The organism is Ruegeria sp. YKSD163 (genome assembly GCF_059612905.1).
This window is the reverse complement of sequence record NZ_JBXWRM010000001.1, coordinates 523,918-541,854: the sequence shown is the minus strand read 5'-3', so window position 1 is coordinate 541,854 and position 17,937 is coordinate 523,918. Positions and strand designations below refer to the sequence as shown.

At 64.9% G+C, this 17,937-nt stretch carries 22 protein-coding genes; 14 read left to right on the top strand and 8 right to left on the bottom strand.

Features of this window, described 5'->3' with window-relative positions; genetic code table 11:
- Positions 1-7: 7 nt before the first annotated feature.
- Positions 8-919, top strand: coding sequence for a LysR substrate-binding domain-containing protein (locus AC2FNA_RS02640; protein ID WP_496824240.1), 912 nt, complete (start codon positions 8-10; stop codon positions 917-919).
- Between the two features lie 139 nt (positions 920-1,058).
- Here the strand turns inward: AC2FNA_RS02640 and AC2FNA_RS02635 are convergent, their stop codons facing one another.
- The gene (locus tag AC2FNA_RS02635; RefSeq protein ID WP_496824238.1) at positions 1,059-2,321 is read right to left on the bottom strand and encodes a DEAD/DEAH box helicase; all 1,263 of its coding nucleotides are present in this window, start codon (positions 2,319-2,321) and stop codon (positions 1,059-1,061) included.
- Positions 2,322-2,660: 339 nt separating this feature from the next.
- On the opposite strand from AC2FNA_RS02635, the gene AC2FNA_RS02630 reads away from it, so the two are divergent.
- Positions 2,661-3,074 (top strand): Fur family transcriptional regulator, encoded by a 414-nt coding sequence (locus AC2FNA_RS02630; protein WP_496824237.1) that lies wholly within the window; start codon positions 2,661-2,663, stop codon positions 3,072-3,074.
- A 105-nt stretch (positions 3,075-3,179) separates the two neighbouring features.
- On the opposite strand, the gene AC2FNA_RS02625 is transcribed toward AC2FNA_RS02630, so the two are convergent.
- Positions 3,180-3,497 carry a hypothetical protein gene (locus tag AC2FNA_RS02625; protein ID WP_496824235.1) on the bottom strand — a complete coding sequence of 106 codons (318 nt, stop codon included), beginning with the start codon at positions 3,495-3,497 and terminating at the stop codon, positions 3,180-3,182.
- Between the two features lie 228 nt (positions 3,498-3,725).
- On the opposite strand from AC2FNA_RS02625, the gene AC2FNA_RS02620 reads away from it, so the two are divergent.
- The 3 genes from AC2FNA_RS02620 to AC2FNA_RS02610 all read left to right on the top strand — a co-directional run bounded on the left by AC2FNA_RS02620 (position 3,726) and on the right by AC2FNA_RS02610 (position 6,587).
- Positions 3,726-4,610: a DMT family transporter gene (locus tag AC2FNA_RS02620; RefSeq protein ID WP_496824233.1), complete on the top strand. Its 885-nt coding sequence runs from the start codon at positions 3,726-3,728 to the stop codon at positions 4,608-4,610.
- A 149-nt stretch (positions 4,611-4,759) separates the two neighbouring features.
- The gene (eno, locus tag AC2FNA_RS02615) at positions 4,760-6,037 is read left to right on the top strand and encodes a phosphopyruvate hydratase (RefSeq protein ID WP_496824231.1); all 1,278 of its coding nucleotides are present in this window, start codon (positions 4,760-4,762) and stop codon (positions 6,035-6,037) included.
- Positions 6,038-6,080: 43 nt separating this feature from the next.
- Positions 6,081-6,587, top strand: a complete 507-nt coding sequence (locus AC2FNA_RS02610; protein ID WP_496824229.1) for a GNAT family N-acetyltransferase — start codon at positions 6,081-6,083, stop codon at positions 6,585-6,587.
- A 109-nt stretch (positions 6,588-6,696) separates the two neighbouring features.
- Here the strand turns inward: AC2FNA_RS02610 and AC2FNA_RS02605 are convergent, their stop codons facing one another.
- Positions 6,697-6,984, bottom strand: a complete 288-nt coding sequence (locus AC2FNA_RS02605) for a DUF1330 domain-containing protein (protein ID WP_496824227.1) — start codon at positions 6,982-6,984, stop codon at positions 6,697-6,699.
- A 62-nt stretch (positions 6,985-7,046) separates the two neighbouring features.
- Between AC2FNA_RS02605 and AC2FNA_RS02600 the strand changes: the two genes are divergently transcribed.
- The gene (locus AC2FNA_RS02600) at positions 7,047-7,739 is read left to right on the top strand and encodes a haloacid dehalogenase type II (protein ID WP_496824225.1); all 693 of its coding nucleotides are present in this window, start codon (positions 7,047-7,049) and stop codon (positions 7,737-7,739) included.
- Positions 7,740-7,792: 53 nt separating this feature from the next.
- Here AC2FNA_RS02600 and AC2FNA_RS02595 read toward each other — a convergent pair whose 3' ends face one another.
- The 3 genes from AC2FNA_RS02595 to mazG form a co-directional block, all read right to left on the bottom strand.
- Positions 7,793-8,242 carry a GNAT family N-acetyltransferase gene (locus AC2FNA_RS02595; protein WP_496824224.1) on the bottom strand — a complete coding sequence of 150 codons (450 nt, stop codon included), beginning with the start codon at positions 8,240-8,242 and terminating at the stop codon, positions 7,793-7,795.
- Positions 8,239-9,180, bottom strand: coding sequence for a nucleoside hydrolase (locus AC2FNA_RS02590; RefSeq protein ID WP_496824222.1), 942 nt, complete (start codon positions 9,178-9,180; stop codon positions 8,239-8,241). The genes AC2FNA_RS02595 and AC2FNA_RS02590 overlap by 4 nt, the downstream gene beginning before the upstream one ends.
- Positions 9,181-9,306: 126 nt before the next feature.
- Positions 9,307-10,128: a nucleoside triphosphate pyrophosphohydrolase gene (mazG, locus tag AC2FNA_RS02585; protein WP_496824220.1), complete on the bottom strand. Its 822-nt coding sequence runs from the start codon at positions 10,126-10,128 to the stop codon at positions 9,307-9,309.
- Between the two features lie 65 nt (positions 10,129-10,193).
- Between mazG and AC2FNA_RS02580 the strand changes: the two genes are divergently transcribed.
- The gene (locus AC2FNA_RS02580) at positions 10,194-11,357 is read left to right on the top strand and encodes a M20 aminoacylase family protein (RefSeq protein ID WP_496824218.1); all 1,164 of its coding nucleotides are present in this window, start codon (positions 10,194-10,196) and stop codon (positions 11,355-11,357) included.
- 51 nt (positions 11,358-11,408) lie between these two features.
- Positions 11,409-12,386 carry an agmatinase gene (gene speB / locus AC2FNA_RS02575; protein ID WP_496824217.1) on the top strand — a complete coding sequence of 326 codons (978 nt, stop codon included), beginning with the start codon at positions 11,409-11,411 and terminating at the stop codon, positions 12,384-12,386.
- 40 nt (positions 12,387-12,426) lie between these two features.
- Here the strand turns inward: speB (AC2FNA_RS02575) and AC2FNA_RS02570 are convergent, their stop codons facing one another.
- A complete protein-coding gene (locus AC2FNA_RS02570; RefSeq protein WP_496824215.1) occupies positions 12,427-12,804 on the bottom strand; it encodes a VOC family protein in 378 nt (125 codons plus the stop codon).
- A 39-nt stretch (positions 12,805-12,843) separates the two neighbouring features.
- On the opposite strand from AC2FNA_RS02570, the gene AC2FNA_RS02565 reads away from it, so the two are divergent.
- The 3 genes from AC2FNA_RS02565 (at position 12,844) to AC2FNA_RS02555 (ending at position 14,820) form a co-directional block, all read left to right on the top strand.
- The gene (locus AC2FNA_RS02565) at positions 12,844-13,383 is read left to right on the top strand and encodes a winged helix-turn-helix transcriptional regulator (RefSeq protein WP_496824214.1); all 540 of its coding nucleotides are present in this window, start codon (positions 12,844-12,846) and stop codon (positions 13,381-13,383) included.
- Between the two features lie 84 nt (positions 13,384-13,467).
- On the top strand, positions 13,468-14,415 hold the full coding sequence (gene speB / locus AC2FNA_RS02560; protein WP_496824213.1) for an agmatinase: 948 nt from the start codon (positions 13,468-13,470) through the stop codon (positions 14,413-14,415).
- 9 nt (positions 14,416-14,424) lie between these two features.
- Positions 14,425-14,820, top strand: coding sequence for a DUF1499 domain-containing protein (locus tag AC2FNA_RS02555; RefSeq protein ID WP_496824212.1), 396 nt, complete (start codon positions 14,425-14,427; stop codon positions 14,818-14,820).
- Here the strand turns inward: AC2FNA_RS02555 and AC2FNA_RS02550 are convergent.
- Complete coding sequence (locus AC2FNA_RS02550) at positions 14,764-15,057, bottom strand: hypothetical protein (RefSeq protein WP_496824210.1); 294 nt, start codon at positions 15,055-15,057, stop codon at positions 14,764-14,766. The genes AC2FNA_RS02555 and AC2FNA_RS02550 overlap by 57 nt on opposite strands.
- A 62-nt stretch (positions 15,058-15,119) precedes the next feature.
- Between AC2FNA_RS02550 and prfA the strand changes: the two genes are divergently transcribed.
- The 3 genes from prfA (at position 15,120) to AC2FNA_RS02535 (ending at position 17,882) form a co-directional block, all read left to right on the top strand.
- Positions 15,120-16,175 (top strand): peptide chain release factor 1, encoded by a 1,056-nt coding sequence (gene prfA / locus AC2FNA_RS02545; RefSeq protein WP_496824209.1) that lies wholly within the window; start codon positions 15,120-15,122, stop codon positions 16,173-16,175.
- The gene (prmC, locus tag AC2FNA_RS02540; protein ID WP_496824208.1) at positions 16,172-17,014 is read left to right on the top strand and encodes a peptide chain release factor N(5)-glutamine methyltransferase; all 843 of its coding nucleotides are present in this window, start codon (positions 16,172-16,174) and stop codon (positions 17,012-17,014) included. The genes prfA and prmC overlap by 4 nt, the downstream gene beginning before the upstream one ends.
- A 232-nt stretch (positions 17,015-17,246) precedes the next feature.
- Positions 17,247-17,882 carry a DUF4167 domain-containing protein gene (locus AC2FNA_RS02535; RefSeq protein WP_496824206.1) on the top strand — a complete coding sequence of 212 codons (636 nt, stop codon included), beginning with the start codon at positions 17,247-17,249 and terminating at the stop codon, positions 17,880-17,882.
- The last annotated feature ends 55 nt before the right edge of the window (positions 17,883-17,937 follow it).

The window sequence follows — 17,937 nt, the reverse complement described above, 5'->3', positions numbered from 1 at the left end:
ATGAACGATGATGACGCGCCCCAGCTTGCCCCTGCACCAAATCCAGGCCTTTGACGCGGCGGCCCGGCATCTGAGCTTTACCCGTGCTGCGCGCGAGCTCAACGTGCTGGGCCCGGCAGTGGGCCGGCAGGTGGCACAGCTTGAGGCCGATCTGGGCGTGACCCTGTTCCAACGGACCAAGCCGCGCCTGACCCTGACCGTCGAAGGCGCGTTGCTGGCGCGGGCGGTCTCGGCGGGGTTCGAAGCGCTGCACGAAGGGCTGGACCGTGTGCGAGAGCATGACGGGCAAGCCGCCTTGGTGGTTAACGCCGCGATGGGCTTTACCAGCTATTACCTGTTGCCCCGGATGGGAGCATTCCAATCGCGCCACCCCGAGATCGCGCTTCAGGTCGTAACCCGCGACCAGAACCCCGATTACGACCCCGCAACCTGTGACCTGCTAGTGACCTTTGGCACGGCGGGGCTGGCGGGAATGGTATCGCAGCGTGTGATCCCGGAACGGTTGGTTGCGGTCTGTGCGCCCGCTGTACTGGGCGGGCGCGGTCCGCTCAGCCGGGCCGAGCTGGCGGCTGAACGGCTCTTGCATCTGAGCGCTGAGTCCCATTTCGACGACTGGCAACGGTTTTTCGAGGGCAGCGGCGTGACACCACCCAGCCCGCCCCGGCACGATCGGTTTCACAGCTTCATGGTGCATAACCGGGCGGTGCATAACGGCATGGGAATTGGGTTGAGCTGGCGACCCTTTATGGATGACCAGCTGGAAAGTGGCGCGCTCGTTCTGGCGTCGTGCCATGAATGTCGCACCGGGCGAGGCTATTATTGCAACATCACCCCGCGCGGCGCCGGGAAACCCGCTGCGCGTGTATTTCTGGACTGGCTTTGCGGACAGGATGCGGAGGGACAGAACCTCTGCGGCTGACACAGATCGCCCCGCATCGCGGCACGACCAGCATCGCCTCGGTCAAGAAGGGCGTTGGGATGGCGGTGCTGCCTTGCCCGATCCGATCTGGTCCGGGATGGGGTCCGACCCTGAGCGGGTCAGACCCTGTCGTTTACACTCAGGCCGCCTTGCGTGCCGCGCCGCTGCCACGACCGCCGCGTCGACGGCGGTTGCCATTGCCGCCGCCGGGCTTGCCGGCAGCGCCGCCGGGCCCCTTGCGGGCCGCCGGTTTGGCCGGATCTTCGATCGGCTGCCAGGGACGCCCCGAGGCGATCGGGATCGCGCTCTTCATCACCTTCTGGATGGCGGCCAGTTCCTCCATCTCGTCAGGGGCGCAGAAGGCCACCGCGGCGCCGTCCTTGCCCGCCCGCGCGGTGCGGCCGATCCGGTGCACATAGGCATCGGGTACATTGGGCAATTCGTAGTTGTAGACATGTTTCACGTCGGGGATGTCGAGCCCGCGCGCGGCCACATCGGTGGCCACCAGCACCCGTACATCGGCCGATTTGAAGGCGGCGATGGCGCGGTCGCGCTGGCCCTGGCTTTTGTTGCCATGCACGGCGGCAGTGGCGAAACCGGCCTTTTCCAGCGTCTTGGCCAGCTTCTCGCAGCCCCATTTGGTGCGCCCGAACACGATGGCGCGCTCGTCGCGGTGGCTGTCCAGAAGCTCGATCAGCAGATCGGTCTTGGCGGCCTTGGCGATGAAATGCACCACTTGCGTGACCTTGTCGGCGGCCTTGCCCGGGGGCGAGACCTCGATCCGGCGCGGGCTGTTGAGATAGCTCTGGGCGATCTCGTTCATCAGCTTGGGCATGGTGGCCGAGAACAGCATGGTCTGGCGCTCTTTCGGCAGCACCGCCGCGATCTTGCGCAGCGAGTGGATGAAGCCGAGGTCGAGCATCTGGTCGGCCTCGTCCAGCACCAGGAAGGAACAGCTGCCCAGATCGACGGCGCGGCGTTCCATCAGGTCCATCAGGCGGCCCGGGGTGGCGACCAGTATGTCGATGCCGCGTTCCAGCCGCTTGATCTGCGGGTTGATGGACACGCCGCCCACCACGATCGCCACCTTGAGCGGGGTATCCTCGGTCAGCGCCTTGAGCGTTTCGGCGATCTGTTGCGCCAGTTCGCGGGTGGGGGCCAGCACCAGCCCGCGCACGGTCCCGCGCGCCGGTTTGCGGCCAACCCGGCTGAGCAGGGTGATCAGCGGCACGCCAAAGGCGGCGGTCTTGCCGGTGCCGGTCTGGGCCAGGCCCATCACGTCATGGCCGTTCAGCGCCTCGGGGATGGCACGCGCCTGAATCGGGGTCGGTTCGGTGATGCCCATAGCGGTCAGCCGGCTCACCAGGGCATCATCGAGCCCCATCATGTCAAAATCGCTCACAAAAATCCTTTCGCGCCGCACCCCAAATGGCACGGCGTCACGAGCGGGTCCGCGGAGCCTCGGATCCGGCAGCCTCATGCCCCGGATCGGTCCAGCGGTTTGCCCCATGCGTGAATGTGGGAACGGTTGCGCCTGTCCTGTTGCGGCCCTTCCTTTGTGGGCCGGGCGGGTTTTCCCCGCACGTCTTATCTGGTCTGCTCACGCGGCAGAGGACAATGGCGTTAGCGCCCATGTGGCGCCTTGGCGGGTAAAAGTCAACCTTTGCCTGCCAATCGCCGCTGGCCCTGTGGCGCATCAGCATGTAAACGGGATTCCCGAATGCCGAGACAGGATGCGCCCATGTCCCAACCGATCATCGCCCGTTGCGAGGCCAAGGGCCTGCGCATGACCGGCCAGCGCCGGGTCATCGCCCGGGTTCTGGAGGACAGCGACGATCATCCCGATGTCGAGGAGCTGTATGCGCGCGCCTCGAAGATGGATTCGGCGATCTCGATCGCCACGGTCTACCGGACGGTGAAACTGTTCGAGGAGGCGGGGATACTCGACCGGCTGGAATTCGGCGACGGGCGGGCGCGATACGAGGATGCCGAGCGCGACCATCACGACCACCTGATCGACATGAATTCCGGCGAGGTGATCGAGTTCTGCGACCCCGAGATCGAGGCGCTGCAGGAACGGATCGCCGAGAAGCTGGGCTATCGTCTCAAAGGGCACAAGCTTGAGCTGTACGGGGTGCCGATCCGCAAGGGCTAGGCATTTCGGGGACGCTGCTGTGGGGCGCTGCCCCCAGCCTACAAAATTCGTCGAATTTTGTAGGCTTCCCCCGGAGTATTTTCGGCGAAATGAAGGGGAGGGGCGTCAGTCTGCGGGCCTTGCCCGGACCTGACGCATGGCGCCGCCAGTGCCGGTCACCCGCAGGTTTTCGCCATTGTCGAGCAGTTCCACGTCAGCCTTTTCGAGCTTGCCTGTCCAGCCATGTTTGCTGCGCGCAAGCGCTGTGGTCTCGGGCGCGTTGCTGAGACGGTCCCAGACCAGTTCGGTGCAGTCGCCATTGACCGCGAAATTACCGTAGATGCCATGTTCCCTGAATTCATAAGTGCCGCCTGCCCAAGGGCAGGCGCCTGCGGTTGTGGCGGTCACGAGGCAGAGGGCGGCGGATGCAAAGAGGCGGGTCATGTCATGTCCAATCGAGAGGGCTGATGTCGGATATCGCCAAGCATAGCGCGGATTGGGCTTTGTTGACAGGAAAAGGGCGGAGCCCGAACGCTTTGCCATCACCCGGCGCGATGGGGGGCTCCACGTCTTTTGATCGGTGGCGCCGCGTTTACGCTTGCCGCGGCACCGAACATACGCTTTGGCTGAAAGTGGACCCGGCCCCTTGCGGCCAGCGAGAGGCTTTGACCCATGAACAACGTACACGGCATCCTGCTGGTTGTCGCCGCGATGGCGGCCTTTTCGATCGAGGACATGTTTATCAAGAAACTGTCCGTCACGGTACCAATCGGGCAGATCCTGCTGGTGTTGGGGGTGTTCTGTTCGGCCACCTTCCTGACCATGGCAGTCGCCACGCGCAAGCGGGTGTTCAGCCGCGCCGCCTGGTCGCCCTTGTTGCTGATCCGCGCCGCGACCGAGGCGGTGAGCGCGCTGACCTTTGCCACGGCTCTGTCACTGGTCGACCTGTCCACCGTTGCGGCCGTGTTCCAGGCGATGCCGCTGGTGGTGACGATGGGGGCGGCGCTGTTTCTGGGTGAACAGGTGGGCTGGCGCCGCTGGAGCGCCATCACGGTCGGCTTTGTCGGTGTCCTGATGATCATCCGCCCCGGCATGGCCGGGTTCCAGCCTGCGCAGCTTCTTGTCGTGGCCTCGGTCATCAGCGTGGCGGCGCGCGATCTGATCACCCGGCGGATCGACGCGCATGTGGCCTCGGCGGTGGTGTCGTTCCAGGCCTATCTGGCGTTGATCCTTGGCGGGGGCGGGATACTGTTGGTCTCGGGGACCGCGCTGGTTCCGGTCGAGCCGGGCCATTGGGTCCCCTATGCGGGCGCGATCCTGTTCGGGGTTCTGGGCTATTACGGCATCGTCACCGCGATGCGCGTGGGCGAGGCCTCGGTCGTGACGCCGTTCCGCTATACTCGGCTCTTGTTCTCGCTGCTTGCCGGGGTGCTGGTGTTTGGCGAGCGGCCTGATTGGCCCACTCTGGCGGGCGGCGCGCTTATCATCGGCTCGGGGCTTTACACCTTTCTGCGCGAACGGCGGCTGGCGCGGGAACTGGCCTTTGCAATGGGTTGAGCGGTCGCGGTGGATTGTTGGCGCAAACAGCGATTTGTTAGCCCTAACTGCGCGTTTTTGCGCGTGTTAGCGATAGCAGGTGAGGTTTACTTTCGCCCCGCGGCTGTTATGAGAGCGGCAATCCAATTGCAGAGTCGGGGACCGATTTCATGAGCACCATCATCGACATTCACGCGCGCGAGATTCTGGACAGCCGGGGCAATCCGACCGTCGAGGTCGACGTGGTTCTGGAAGACGGCACCATGGGCCGCGCCGCCGTGCCCTCGGGGGCGTCGACCGGTGCCTATGAGGCGGTCGAACGCCGCGATGGCGACAAAAATCGCTACATGGGCAAGGGCGTGCTGGAGGCGGTGGCCGCCGTCAACGGCGAGATCGCCGAGGAACTGGTTGGCTTTGACGCCACCGAGCAGGTGGCCATCGACGCGGCGATGATCGAACTGGACGGGACCGAGAACAAAGGCCGGCTGGGCGCCAACGCCATCCTGGGCGTGTCGCTGGCCGTGGCCAAGGCGGCGGCGGATTTCACCACGCAGCCGCTCTATCGCTATGTCGGGGGCACTTCGGCCCGGGTGCTGCCGGTGCCGATGATGAATATCATCAATGGCGGCGAGCATGCCGACAACCCGATCGACATCCAGGAATTCATGATCATGCCGGTGGCGGCGGAGAATATCCGCGACGCGGTGCGCATGGGAGCCGAGGTGTTCCACACGCTGAAGAAGGAACTGTCGGCGGCGGGTCTGGCGACTGGTGTGGGCGACGAGGGCGGGTTTGCCCCGAACCTGTCGAGCACTCGGGACGCGCTGGATTTCATCCTGAAAGCCATCGAGAAGGCAGGCTACAAGCCGGGTGACGATATTCACCTCGCGCTGGATTGCGCGGCCACCGAATACTTCAAGGATGGGAAATATGTCTTTGCTGGCGAAGGGAAAACCCTTTCAAGCGAAGAGAATGTCGACTATTTGGCGGCATTGGTTGCCGACTATCCGATCATCTCGATCGAGGATGGCATGGCCGAGGATGACTGGGCGGGCTGGAAGGCGCTGACCGACCGTCTGGGTGGCAAGGTGCAACTGGTAGGCGACGATCTGTTCGTGACCAACCCGGCGCGTCTGGCCGAGGGGATCGCCAAGGGCTGTGCCAACTCGATGCTGGTGAAGGTGAACCAGATCGGATCATTGACCGAGACGCTGCGGGCCGTCGATATGGCGCACCGCGCGCGGTACACCAACGTGATGAGCCACCGGTCGGGGGAGACCGAGGATGCCACCATCGCCGATCTGGCTGTGGCGACCAATTGCGGTCAGATCAAGACCGGCTCGCTGGCGCGTTCGGACCGGCTGGCCAAGTACAACCAGCTGATCCGGATCGAGGAAGCCTTGGGCGAGGTCGCCGAATACGCCGGCCGTTCGATCCTTCGCGGTTGAGGACCTCTCTGATATGGTTCCCTTCGGAGCGTCGGAGGGGACCGTGATCGAGATCGTAACACCACAAACGACCGAGCAGTTTGACGCGGTCCGACAGCTATGCTGGCAATACCGCGATTTTCTGCTCGCGGTGTCACCGCAGAGCAAGGTGATCGCCGAAACCTTCTATCCGGTTGAAAAATATGCTGCGGTGATTGACCGGCTGGAGGAGGAGCACGCGGCTCCAACGGGCGGGATACGGCTGGTGCTGGCGCGGGGTGAGCCTGTCGGCTGCGGCATGTTTCACACGCTGGAACCCGGCATTGCCGAGATCAAGCGGGTCTATCTGACCGACGCGGCGCGCGGGCAGGGTGCGGGGCTGGCGTTGATGAACGCGTTGGTCCAGGCCTGCCGGGAGCAGGAGTTCTTGCTGATACGGATGGATACGGGTGCGCCGCTGGAGGCGGCGCAGAGGCTGTATGACGCGATGGGGTTCGCCCGGCGAGGTCCATATTACGATCCGCCCGAGATTGCCCGCGACTTCCTGCGCTTTTTCGAAATGCGCCTGTGAGGCGTGTCCAAGGGGGCGCTGCCCCCTCGGCCCGTGCGGGCCTCACCCCCGGAGTATTTCCAACCAGAAAGAAGAGCTTTTGCCGGGACGGCCGGCAGGGTTTGGCGATCTATACCCCTTCCACGATGACCAGATCGGTCTCGGCCGCCTCTTCACGGACCAGACGCGCAGCCGTGTAGGCCTCGGACTCGTAGAAAGCGCGGGCCTGTTCGAGGCTGTCGAATTCGACGATGATGCAGGTTCCGGTGGCCGCGCCCTCGCGGTGATCGATGTTCGGGTTGCGAACAAGGACCCGGCCGCCGAAGTCCTTGATCGCCGGGGCCGACATGGATTTGAAACGCTCGAACGTTTCGGGATCGTGGACGCGAATATGGGCGACGATATAGGCTTTGGGCATTGAAATCCTCCATGTGCTATGCGCCGATGCTAGCACGAAATGTGGCAGGCGACGGAAGCGGAATGATAGACGCCCTGATTTTCGACGTGTTCGGAACCTGCGTGGACTGGCGCGGATCGGTCTCACGCGCGGTTTCGGCGCTTCTGCCAGACATTGATGCCGAGGCCTTTGCGACAGCCTGGCGCGCCGAATACGACCCGGCGATGGCGCGGGTTCGCGATGGCGCGCGGGGTTATGTGCCGCTCGACGATCTGCATCTGGAGAATCTCGACCGGGTGGCACAGGCTTTTGCGATCGAGATCCCGGACCGGTTGCGCCTGAATGCGGCCTGGGAGCGGCTTGACCCCTGGCCCGATGTGGTGGCCGGGCTGGAGCAGCTCAAGAGAGAGGTGATCATCGCGCCGTGCTCGAACGGGTCGATTGCCCTGATGACCCGGCTGGCGCGCCACGCCGGCCTGCCTTGGGATTGCATTCTGGGGGCGGATATCGCGCGAGGATACAAGCCGCAGCCAGAGGTCTACCTAGCCGCCTGCGCTGCGCTGCGCCTGCCGCCTGAGTCTGTGATGATGGTCGCCGCGCATAACGACGACCTGGCCGCGGCGCGGGCGGTGGGGATGCGGACCGGTTTCGTGCCACGCCCGCGCGAGCATGGGCCGGGACAGGTGCGGGATCTGCGCCCGGAAAGTGATTGGGATCTGGTGGCGCGGGATTTCCTTGATCTTGCAGAACAGGTTTCGGGAAGCCGGAAACGCTGACTGGCGGTGTATCGGGTCGCGTCTTCGCCACGGCTGGCGCTGGGGTCGTGCGGTCAGAGGCGCTTGCTCATCAGCATCTCGTCCGGGCGGGGGGCGAAACGGGCGCGGGCGAAGAGCCGCTGGGCAGCTTCGTTTCGGCGGTCGACCTCGAGATGCAGGGCCCTCATTCCGGCGGCGGCCAGCGCCTTGGGCAGCTGGCCGAGCACTTCTCTGGCGATACCGCGGCCGCGCACGGCCGGGCGCAGCCAAATCTCTTTGATGAACCCGTCCAGCCCGCCGAATTCCACCGACCAGCCAAAGGTAACGATGACATAGCCGAGAGGCGCGCGGGCGGGGCCGATAAGGTAGACACAGCCATGCGGGATGCCGTCGAGCAGCGGCTGCAGGGCCTCGCGGCGGGCCTCCTCAGACCCATGCAGACCCTGTTCGGCGTGAAAGGTGCCGACCATGGCGGTCAACCGGTCGAGGTCCTCGGGACGGGCGAGGTGCAGCGCGGCGCTCATAACCGTGCCAATCGGTCTGTCAGCAGGGAGAAAAAGCCGTGGGCGTCAATGTCGCCGATGAAGAGCGCGTTGGGCGCCCGGTCGGTGACCCGCCACCAGTCGGCGACGGTCATGCCGAGGGTCAGTTCCGAACCGATCTCGACCGCGACATTGATGTGACGACCCGAGAACAGATCGGGGGCGAGCAGATAGGCGGTAACGCAGGGATCGTGCAGGGGGGCGCCTTCGGAGCCGTATTTCTCCTTGTCGAAGCGCTCGAAGAAGTCGGTCATCTGGGCGACCGCGATGCCGGCGGGAGTGCCGAGCGCGCGGAAGGCGTCGTTGCGTGCCTTGGTGACCAGCGCCTTGTGGGTGACATCAAGCGGCATGACGACGATGGGGGTGCCGGATTTGAACACGATATCAGCGGCTTCGGGGTCGACGTAAATGTTGAATTCGGCGGCGGGGGTGATGTTGCCCACCTCGAAATAGGCGCCGCCCATCAGCACGATTTCCTGCACGCGGCCGACGATGTCGGGGGCGCGGCTGAAGGCGGTGGCGATATTGGTGAGCGGACCCAGCGGGCAGAGCGTCACCGTACCCGGCGCCTGGGCGCGCAGGGTGTCGATGATGAAGTCGACGGCATGGGTGTCTTGCAGCGGCATCACCGGATCGGGCAGATCGGGGCCGTCGAGCCCGGTCTTGCCATGCACGTGCTCGGCGGTGACCAGTTTGCGCGCGATGGGCGCGTCGCACCCGGCATAGACCGGTACATCTGGCCGTCTGGCCAATTCGCAGATGATGCGGGCATTTTTCGCGGTCAGCGGCAGCGGCACGTTTCCGGCCACGGCGGTGATGCCCAGCACCTCGATCTCGTCGGGGCTGGCCAATGCCAGCAGGATGGCAACCGCGTCGTCCTGGCCGGGATCGGTGTCGATGATGATCTTGCGGGGGGGCATGGGTGTCTCCGGTCGTGTCGGGGTCAGTGGTGACAGGTGCGCAGGCGTCTGTCCAGAGGGGGACAGAGGGGCGCTGCCCCAGCGCCTGGCGGCGCTCCCCCGGAGTATTTGCGGCGGAATGAAGGGTCAGGGGCGGGCTTTTTCCTGAGCCTTGACCTGATTCCAGAGCGCGTCCATCTCGTCCAAGGTGCTCTCTTCGGGGGTCTTGCCCCGTGTCGCCAGCCGCGCCTCGATCTGGGCGAAGCGGCGGGTGAACTTGGCATTGGTGCGGCGCAGCGCGGCCTCTGGCTCGACGCCGAGGTGACGGCCGAGGTTGACGAGGACAAAGAGGAGGTCGCCGAATTCATCCTCGATGGCATCCGCATCGAGACTGTTGCGCGCCTCGACCAGTTCGCGGGTCTCTTCGGCGATCTTGTCGAGCACCGGACCCACATCGCCCCAGTCGAAGCCCACTCGGGCGGCGCGTTTTTGCAGCTTGAAGGCGCGCAGCAGGGCGGGCAGGCCGAGTGCTACGCCGTCGAGCGCGCCTTGCTGGGCCTTCTCCGCCCGTTCAGCGGCCTTGATCGTCTCCCAGTCGCGGGTCTGCTGTTCGGCAGACTTGTCGCGGGTCTCGTCTCCGAACACATGCGGGTGGCGGTCAACCATCTTGTCGGACATGGTGCGCACCACGTCCTGAAAGGTGAAATGCCCGGCCTCGGCCGCCATCTGCGCATGAAACACCGATTGGAACAGCAGATCGCCCAGTTCTCCCTTGAGTTCGTCCCAGGCGCCGCGCTCGATCGCGTCGGCGACCTCATAGGCCTCTTCGATCGTGTAGGGGGCGATGGTGTCGAAGTCCTGTTCAATATCCCATGGACAGCCGGTATCCCGGTCGCGCAGGCGGCGCATGATCTCCAGCAGGCGCTCGATTCCGGCCGATTGGTCGTGGATCAGCGTATCATCGGGCATTGCGGCGCTCCTCGTTCCAGTGTCAGATGCATCCATCCCGCAGCAAGGCCCCGGAGTCCACCCCCATGCCCGTCATCAACCGTATCGCCGAATTCGCCGCCGACATGACTGCCTGGCGCCAGCATCTGCACACCATCCCCGAACTGGAGTTCGACTGCCACCAGACCGCGGCATTCGTGGCCGAGCGGCTGCGCGAGTTCGGGGTCGACGAGATGCACGAGGGTATCGCCAGCACCGGCATCGTGGCGATCATAAACGGGCAGGGTGACGGCCCCACCATCGGGTTGCGGGCGGATATGGACGCGCTGCCGATCCCTGAGGAGACCGGGGCCGACTATGCCTCGACCCATCCGGGCAAGATGCATGCCTGTGGCCATGACGGGCATACGACGATGTTGCTGGGCGCGGCGCGTTATCTGGCCGAGACCCGCAACTTCAGTGGCCGGGTGGCGCTGATTTTCCAGCCTGCCGAGGAAGAGGGCGGTGGCGCCGATATCATGGTGCGCGAGGGCATCCTCGACCGGTTCGACATTGCCCAGGTCTATGCGCTGCACAATGCGCCGGGCCACAAGGAGGGGTCGTTCTATACCACGCCGGGGCCGCTGATGGCGGCGGTCGACACGTTCGAGATCCATATCCAGGGGCGCGGTGGCCATGGCGCGATGCCGCATGAAACCATCGACCCGGTGATGGCGGCTTGTGGTATCGCGCAGGCGATCCAGACAATCGTCAGCCGGAACCACTATGCGCTGGACGACCTGGTGGTCTCGGTCACCCAGATCCATGCGGGCACCGTCAACAACGTGATCCCCGATACCGCCTATCTGAACGGTACGGTGCGCACCTTTGACCCGGCTGTGCAAAAGATGGTGATGCGCCGGATGAAGGAGATCGTGGCGGGGCAGGCGGCCTCTTACGGGGTGACCGCAGAGCTGGACTATGTGGTGGGCTATCCCGCCACCGTCAACGACGCCGCCAAGACCGAATTTGCCGCCGAGGTGGCGCGCGAGGTATCGGGCGCGGCCAATGTGGTGGCCGATGGCGGGCGCGAGATGGGGGCCGAGGATTTCAGCTATATGCTGGAAAAGCGGCCGGGCGCCTATCTGTTCATCGGTCAGGGCGACAGTGCCGGGCTGCACCATCCGAAATACAATTTCAACGACGAGATCGCGCCGGTGGGGGCGTCCTTCTTTGCACGGATCGTGGAGAAGGCACAGCCGGTGGCTTGACGTTCACGCGCGTCGCCAACCCGCCGGGAACCCAAGGAGGAGCAAGCAGAAGTGGCTCTAGAAGATGCGAAATCAGCGGTGGACGAGGCGTTCACCGTACCGGAACTCAAAGGGTTGTCCTTTGAAAATACGTTTGGGGGGGCGGTATCCTTCCTGCGACGGCTTTATACCAAGAACCTGCGTGGCGTCGACGTCGCGGTGACCGGCGTGCCTTTCGACCAGGCGGTGACCAACCGGCCCGGAACCCGCCTTGGGCCGCGTGCCATCCGCGAGGCCAGCACGCTGCAATCCATGGACGAGCCCTATGGCTGGCCGTTCAAGGCGCTGAGCGATCTGGCCATCGTGGATTATGGCGACCTGGCCTTTGACTATGCCGATGTGCCAAGCTTTCCAGGCCGGGTGACCGAGCATATCCGCACCATTCTGGCGGCGGATGTTGCCTCGGTCGTTCTGGGGGGCGATCACTATATCAGCTTCCCGATCCTCAAGGCCTATGCCGAGAAATACGGGCCGATGTCGCTGGTGCAGTTCGATGCCCACACAGACACCTGGCCCGATGACAACATGGACCGCGTCGACCACGGTACCATGTTCTACAAGGCGGTGAAGATGGGGCTGGTGGACCCCGCGCGTTCGGTCCAGATCGGCATCCGCACCACCAACGAGGACACGTTGGGCGTCAACATCATCGACCCGCGCGAGGTCGAGGAGAGCGGCCCGGCGGCGGTGGCGAAAAAGGTCAAACAGATCGTGGGAGACAATCCGGTCTATCTGACATTCGACATCGACGCGCTGGACCCGGCTTTTGCGCCCGGCACCGGCACCCCGGTCTGGGGCGGGCTGACCTCGCTTCAGGCGGCGATCATGTTGCGCGATCTGGGCGGGATCAACATCAAGGGCGGCGACGTGGTCGAGGTCTCTCCGCCCTTCGACACCTCAGGGGCCACCGCGATTGCGGGGGCGCATGTGGCGACCCAGATCATCTGCCTGCTGGGGTGGACCAAGCTCTGTGGGGCGGCCGCAGGCTGAAACGCGGTCTATCCGCCCCTGCTGCCCGAGCGGGGGCGGGTCAGGCGCATTGTGTCAGGTCCTGCGCCAGCATCAGCGCGTTGCCGTCCGGGTCATAGAACGTAGCGGTGCTTACCATACCCTCGATCGTCTCGGTCGGGCCGTCAAAACGGATGCCCGCCGCCTCCATCGCGGCGCGGGCGCTGGCGATATCAGCGACTCCGAAGACCGGCACCGTGTTGCCGGGCGTCGGTTCCGCCTGTTCGCCCAGGCCCAGGGTCACGCCCGGTGTCAGTGTGCGCATCTCGCTCCACCCCGCCTCGTCGATGTGGTGGATCAGTTCGAATCCCAATGTCTCGCGATACCATTCGGCGCTGGCGTGGCGGTCCCGGACCGACAGCGCCAGTGTGATTGTGGTGTCCAATGTGGCGAGGGGCATGGGGTTTATCCTTTTCTTAAAATATAGTAACTATACTTTATGGACATAAACCTGCTTGTCAAGCTGACCGCACGGACCTGGTCCCTGCCGATCCTCGCGAACCTGCATCAGGGCTTACCGGGACGGCAGGCGCCATTGCTGACCGCGACCGGCGCGGGGCGCACCGCCTTTGCGGCAAGCCTTGCGCATCTGTTGCAGCTTGGGCTGCTGGAGCGGAACCCGGGTCATGGCCATCCGCTGCGGCCCGAGTTTCGGCTGACCGCATCCGGGCAGGAGGCCGCCGCGCTGGCGGCCCGGCTGCTTGATGCCATGCCCGGCGCGGCCGAGGGCGCCTTGTTGCGGCGCAGCTGGACGGTGCCGATTCTGGCGCTGACCGGCCAGCCCAGGCGGTTTTCGGCGATCCGCTCCGACCTGTCCCCGATCACGGACCGGGCGCTGTCGGTGTCGCTGAAACAGCTGGAGGATCACGACTGGCTGCGGCGTGATCTGGACCTGTCGCAGCGGGTGCCGTTCCCGGTCTATCGCGCGGCAAATCTCGGGGCCGAGCTCAACCGTGCCATCGGCCTTGAGGGCGTATAGCGGGCCGGGCACCGCCCTGTTTCAGCAATTGTCAGTTGTGCGGAAATCTGGGAAAGCTTGCACCTGGACAGCAGGAGGGCGCGCATGAGCGAGTACAACCAGCCCATCGGCGGCAACGATCTGGCCCGGTTCTCGGGGCCCAACACCTTCATGCGGCTGCCGCAGGCGCAGGCGCTGGATGGGCTGGACGTGGCCATTCTGGGAATACCGATGGATATCGGCACCTCGTGGCGTTCGGGCACGCGGTTCGGGCCGAAACAGATCCGTGCGGAAAGCGCGATGATCCGGCCCTATAACATGGCGACCGGGGCGGCGCCCTTTGACAGCTTACAGATTGCCGATATCGGCGATCTGGCGATCAACACGTTTTCACTGGCCGACAGTTTGCGCATCATCAAGGAAAGTTACGACGCGATCCTGACCCATGAGGTGATCCCGGTGGCGATGGGCGGAGATCACTCGATCACCCTGCCGATCCTGCGGGCGATTGCGGCCAGACATGGCCCGGTGGCGCTGGTGCATGTGGATGCCCATGCGGATGTGAACGACGAGATGTTCGGCGAGCGGGAAACCCACGGCACCGTGTTCCGCCGCGCTTATGAAGAGGGACTGATCCAACCCGACAAGACCTATCAGATCGGCATTCGCGGCTCGGGCTATGCCGCCACCGACTTTACCGAGGCGCAGGGCTGGGGGTTTCAGCACTTCCCGGCGTGGGAGTTGTGGCACCGCAGCCTGAAGCCGCTGGGTGACGAGATCCGCCGCGATATCGGCGACCGGCCGGTCTATGTCACCTATGATATCGACAGTCTGGACCCCGCTTATGCGCCTGGTACCGGCACGCCCGAGATTGGCGGGCTGACCACGCCGCAGGCGCTGGAACTGATCCAGGCACTCAGGGGGCTGAAAATCGTCGGCTGTGATCTGGTCGAGGTCTCTCCGCCCTATGACACCTCGGGCAATACCGCGCTGACGGCGGCCAACCTGCTTTATGAACTGCTCTGCGTGCTGCCCGGCGTGCGGGCGCGCTGAGCGGTGCGGATGCTGATCTGGTTCCTGATCGCGCTGGTGGTGCTGGGTCTGGCCTGGATCCGGCTGGCCCCTTCGGACCCGGCGCGCTGGCACCGTGCACCGCAGGTCACCGCGGACCGCGACATGCGGGGCGGCGTCCTGCGCCGGGTCGAAACGGGGGCGGACGGTCTGGCCCGGTTCGACACCATCGCGCGCACGGCCCCGCGCACGCGGGTGCTGGCCGGTTCGGTGACCGAGGGGATGGTGACCTATGTCACCCGCACCCGTGTCTTTGGCTTTCCCGATTACACCACCGCCCGGCAACAGGGGGACCTGTTGCTGATCCATGCGCGCAACCGGTTCGGACGCTCAGATCTTGGGGTAAACCGCGCGCGTGTCGAGCAATGGCTGGCGGCTTTGCGGTAACAGGCGCGAAGACAGGCAGCCGGGTTGCACCTCGCGCCACATCGGCACGTTCAGCGACATCTGGCATTGCGCCATGAACATGCGTCCGTCGACCATCAGGCAGATTGTCTCGCCCAGCTCGATCCGCGCGCCGGAGGTGTCTGTGCAATAACAGTCGATGGTCTTGCCGCCGGGGCCAACGACATCGGCCAGCGCCGGGGGCGCGATGAGCAGGAGCAATGCAAGAAGACGTGTCATGTACATAAGCTAGCACAGCCCAGCCCCTTGACCAAAGCCCCCGGATATCGGACACCGCCGCAATGATCCCAGAAGAACGCCTCGACCAGATTACCCAGCGATTCCAGTATCTGGAGGCCGCGATGGCCGACGGTGCCTCGGGCGGCGATATCGCGCGTCTGGCCAAGGAATATTCCGACCTGCGCCCGGTGGTCGAGCAGATTGCCGCCTGGCGCCAGCTCTGCGCCGATATGGCTGAGGCGAAGGAGATGCTGGGGGACCCCGACATGAAGGCGCTCGCCGAAGAAGAGTTGCCGGTTCTGAAAGCGCGTCTGCCCGAGGCCGAACGCGCGTTGCAACTGGCGCTGTTGCCCAAGGACGAGGCCGACGCGCGGCCCGCAATGCTGGAAATCCGGCCCGGAACAGGCGGCGACGAGGCGGCGCTGTTCGCGGGCGATCTGCTGCGTATGTACCACCGCTATGCCGAAGCGCACGGCTGGAAGCTGGAGCTGATCGAGCTGCAAGAGACCGAGTTGGGCGGCATCAAGGAAGTGGTGGCGCGGGTCAGCGGCGAGAATGTCTTTGCCCGACTGAAATACGAAAGCGGCGTGCACCGCGTACAGCGGGTGCCCGAGACCGAGAGCGGCGGGCGCATCCATACCTCGGCCGCGACGGTGGCGGTGCTGCCCGAGGCGCAGGATGTGGATATCCAGATCGACCCGGGCGATATCCGCATCGACACGATGCGATCGTCTGGTGCGGGCGGGCAGCACGTGAATACCACCGATTCCGCGGTGCGCATCACCCATCTGCCCAGCGGCATCGTGGTCACCAGTTCCGAGAAATCGCAGCACCGTAACCGCGAGATCGCGATGCAGGTGCTCAAGACCCGGCTTTACGATCTGGAACGCCAGCGGCTGGACAGCGAACGCTCTGCCAGCCGGTCGGCCCAGGTGGGGACGGGGGACCGGTCGGAACGCATCCGCACCTACAACTTTCCCCAAGGCCGCATGACCGACCATCGCATCAACCTGACGCTCTACAAGCTTGACGCGGTGATGCAGGGTGATCTGGACGAGGTGATCGACGCGCTGATCGCCGACGGGCAGGCGCGCATGTTGGCCGAGATGGGGCAATGAGCGGCCAAACCGCCGCCAAGGCGATGGTTGCCGCCACCGCCCGGCTGCGGGCCGCCGGTGTGCCCGATCCGGCCCGCGACGCGCGGCTGCTCCTAGCCCATGCCGCCCGGATCGAGGCCAGCCGCGTGACCCTGATCGCGCCCGAGGACCTCGCCCCCGAAATCGCCGAGCGTTATGACCAGCTGATCTCGCTGCGCGCGGTACGCGTGCCGGTGTCGCACCTGCTGGGCGAACGCGATTTCTACGGCCGCCGGTTCAAGGTCTCGGGAGAGGTGCTGGACCCGCGTCCCGAAACCGAAATCCTGATCGAGGCGGCGCTGAGTGCCCCGTTCGACCGGGTCCTGGACCTGGGTGTCGGATCGGGTGCGATTCTGGTCACCCTTCTGGGGGAACGTCCTAGCGCCACCGGACTTGGCGTCGATCTGAGCGAGGCCGCCTGTCTGCAGGCCAGCGCCAATGCGGTGCTGCATCGGGTTGGCGCGCGCGCCGATATCCGCCGGTCGGACTGGTTCGAGGTGGTCGAGGGTCGGTTCGACCTGATCGTGTCCAATCCGCCCTATATTGCGCTGAGCGAGATGGATTCTCTGGCCCCCGAAGTGCGCGAGCACGAGCCGGAACTGGCGCTGACCGATGGCGGAGACGGGTTGGGCGCCTATCGCCAAATCGCCGCGGGTGCGCCCGATTACCTGTTGCCCGGCGGCCGGCTGCTGGTCGAGATCGGCCCGACCCAGGCTCGGGCGGTCTCGGACCTCTTTCAGGCTGCGGGCCTTTCGGGTCTGAGGGTGATTCCGGATCTGGATGGACGTGACCGGGTGGTGGCCGCGCATCTGCCACGATGATCCGCAGGGATGCGGCGTAAATGTGCCAGTTTGCCTCAAATTCCCGATATTTTTACTCATAACCTCTTGTCTGCCGGGCCGGGACGTGCTTACTCAGGGGCGTCGTGGCACTTGATGCCCCTTTTGGCGCATCCCCGACAGCAAGCCCAAAAAGTCGATGTCCGGCAACACCAACCGCAAGCGGCGTCGAACGGGTTCATCGGCAAAGACCAACAAGGCTGACGTTAAACATATGAGATCGTCCAAATCCCGTTCGCGGTCGAAGAACAACCGCAACCGGCCCTCTGGCGGCAATGTCGTCAATCGCGTATTCGACAGCTCGGGCCCCGAGGGCAAGGTGCGTGGCACCCCGCAGCAGATCATCGAGAAATACAACCAGCTGGCGCGCGATGCCCAGCTGGCCAATGACCGGGTGGCTGCCGAGAACTTTCAGCAGCATGCCGAGCATTACCTGCGTCTGCTGAGCGAGGCACAGCGCGAGATCGACGCCCGCCGCGAAGAACAGGAACGCCAGAACCGTGAACGACAGGCGGAACGCGACCGTGAGCGCGCCGAACGTCAGGAGCGCGACAACGCGCCCGCCGCAGCGGTGGCCGATCCGTCCAGTGCTCCGCAACCCGATGTGCTCGACCTCGGCTCAGACGAAGGTCCTGATGACGCCAGCGGCCTGGTCGAAACCCCGGAAAGCAAGGGCGAAGGCCGCAAACGCCGCACCGCGCGATCGGAAGAGGTCGCGGCCGCGTCCGATGAGGGCGCGGATCAACCCAAGAAGAAAGCACCGCGCCGCCCGCGTGTCCGCAAACCTGCCGCAGGCGAGGGCGATGCGCCCGATCCACAACCGGGTGGTCCTGCCGAGGCCGCAGAGTAGGATCTGGGGCCTGTTCGCCGAAGCTTCGAAACGTCGTCTCTCGATTGGAGGCGGC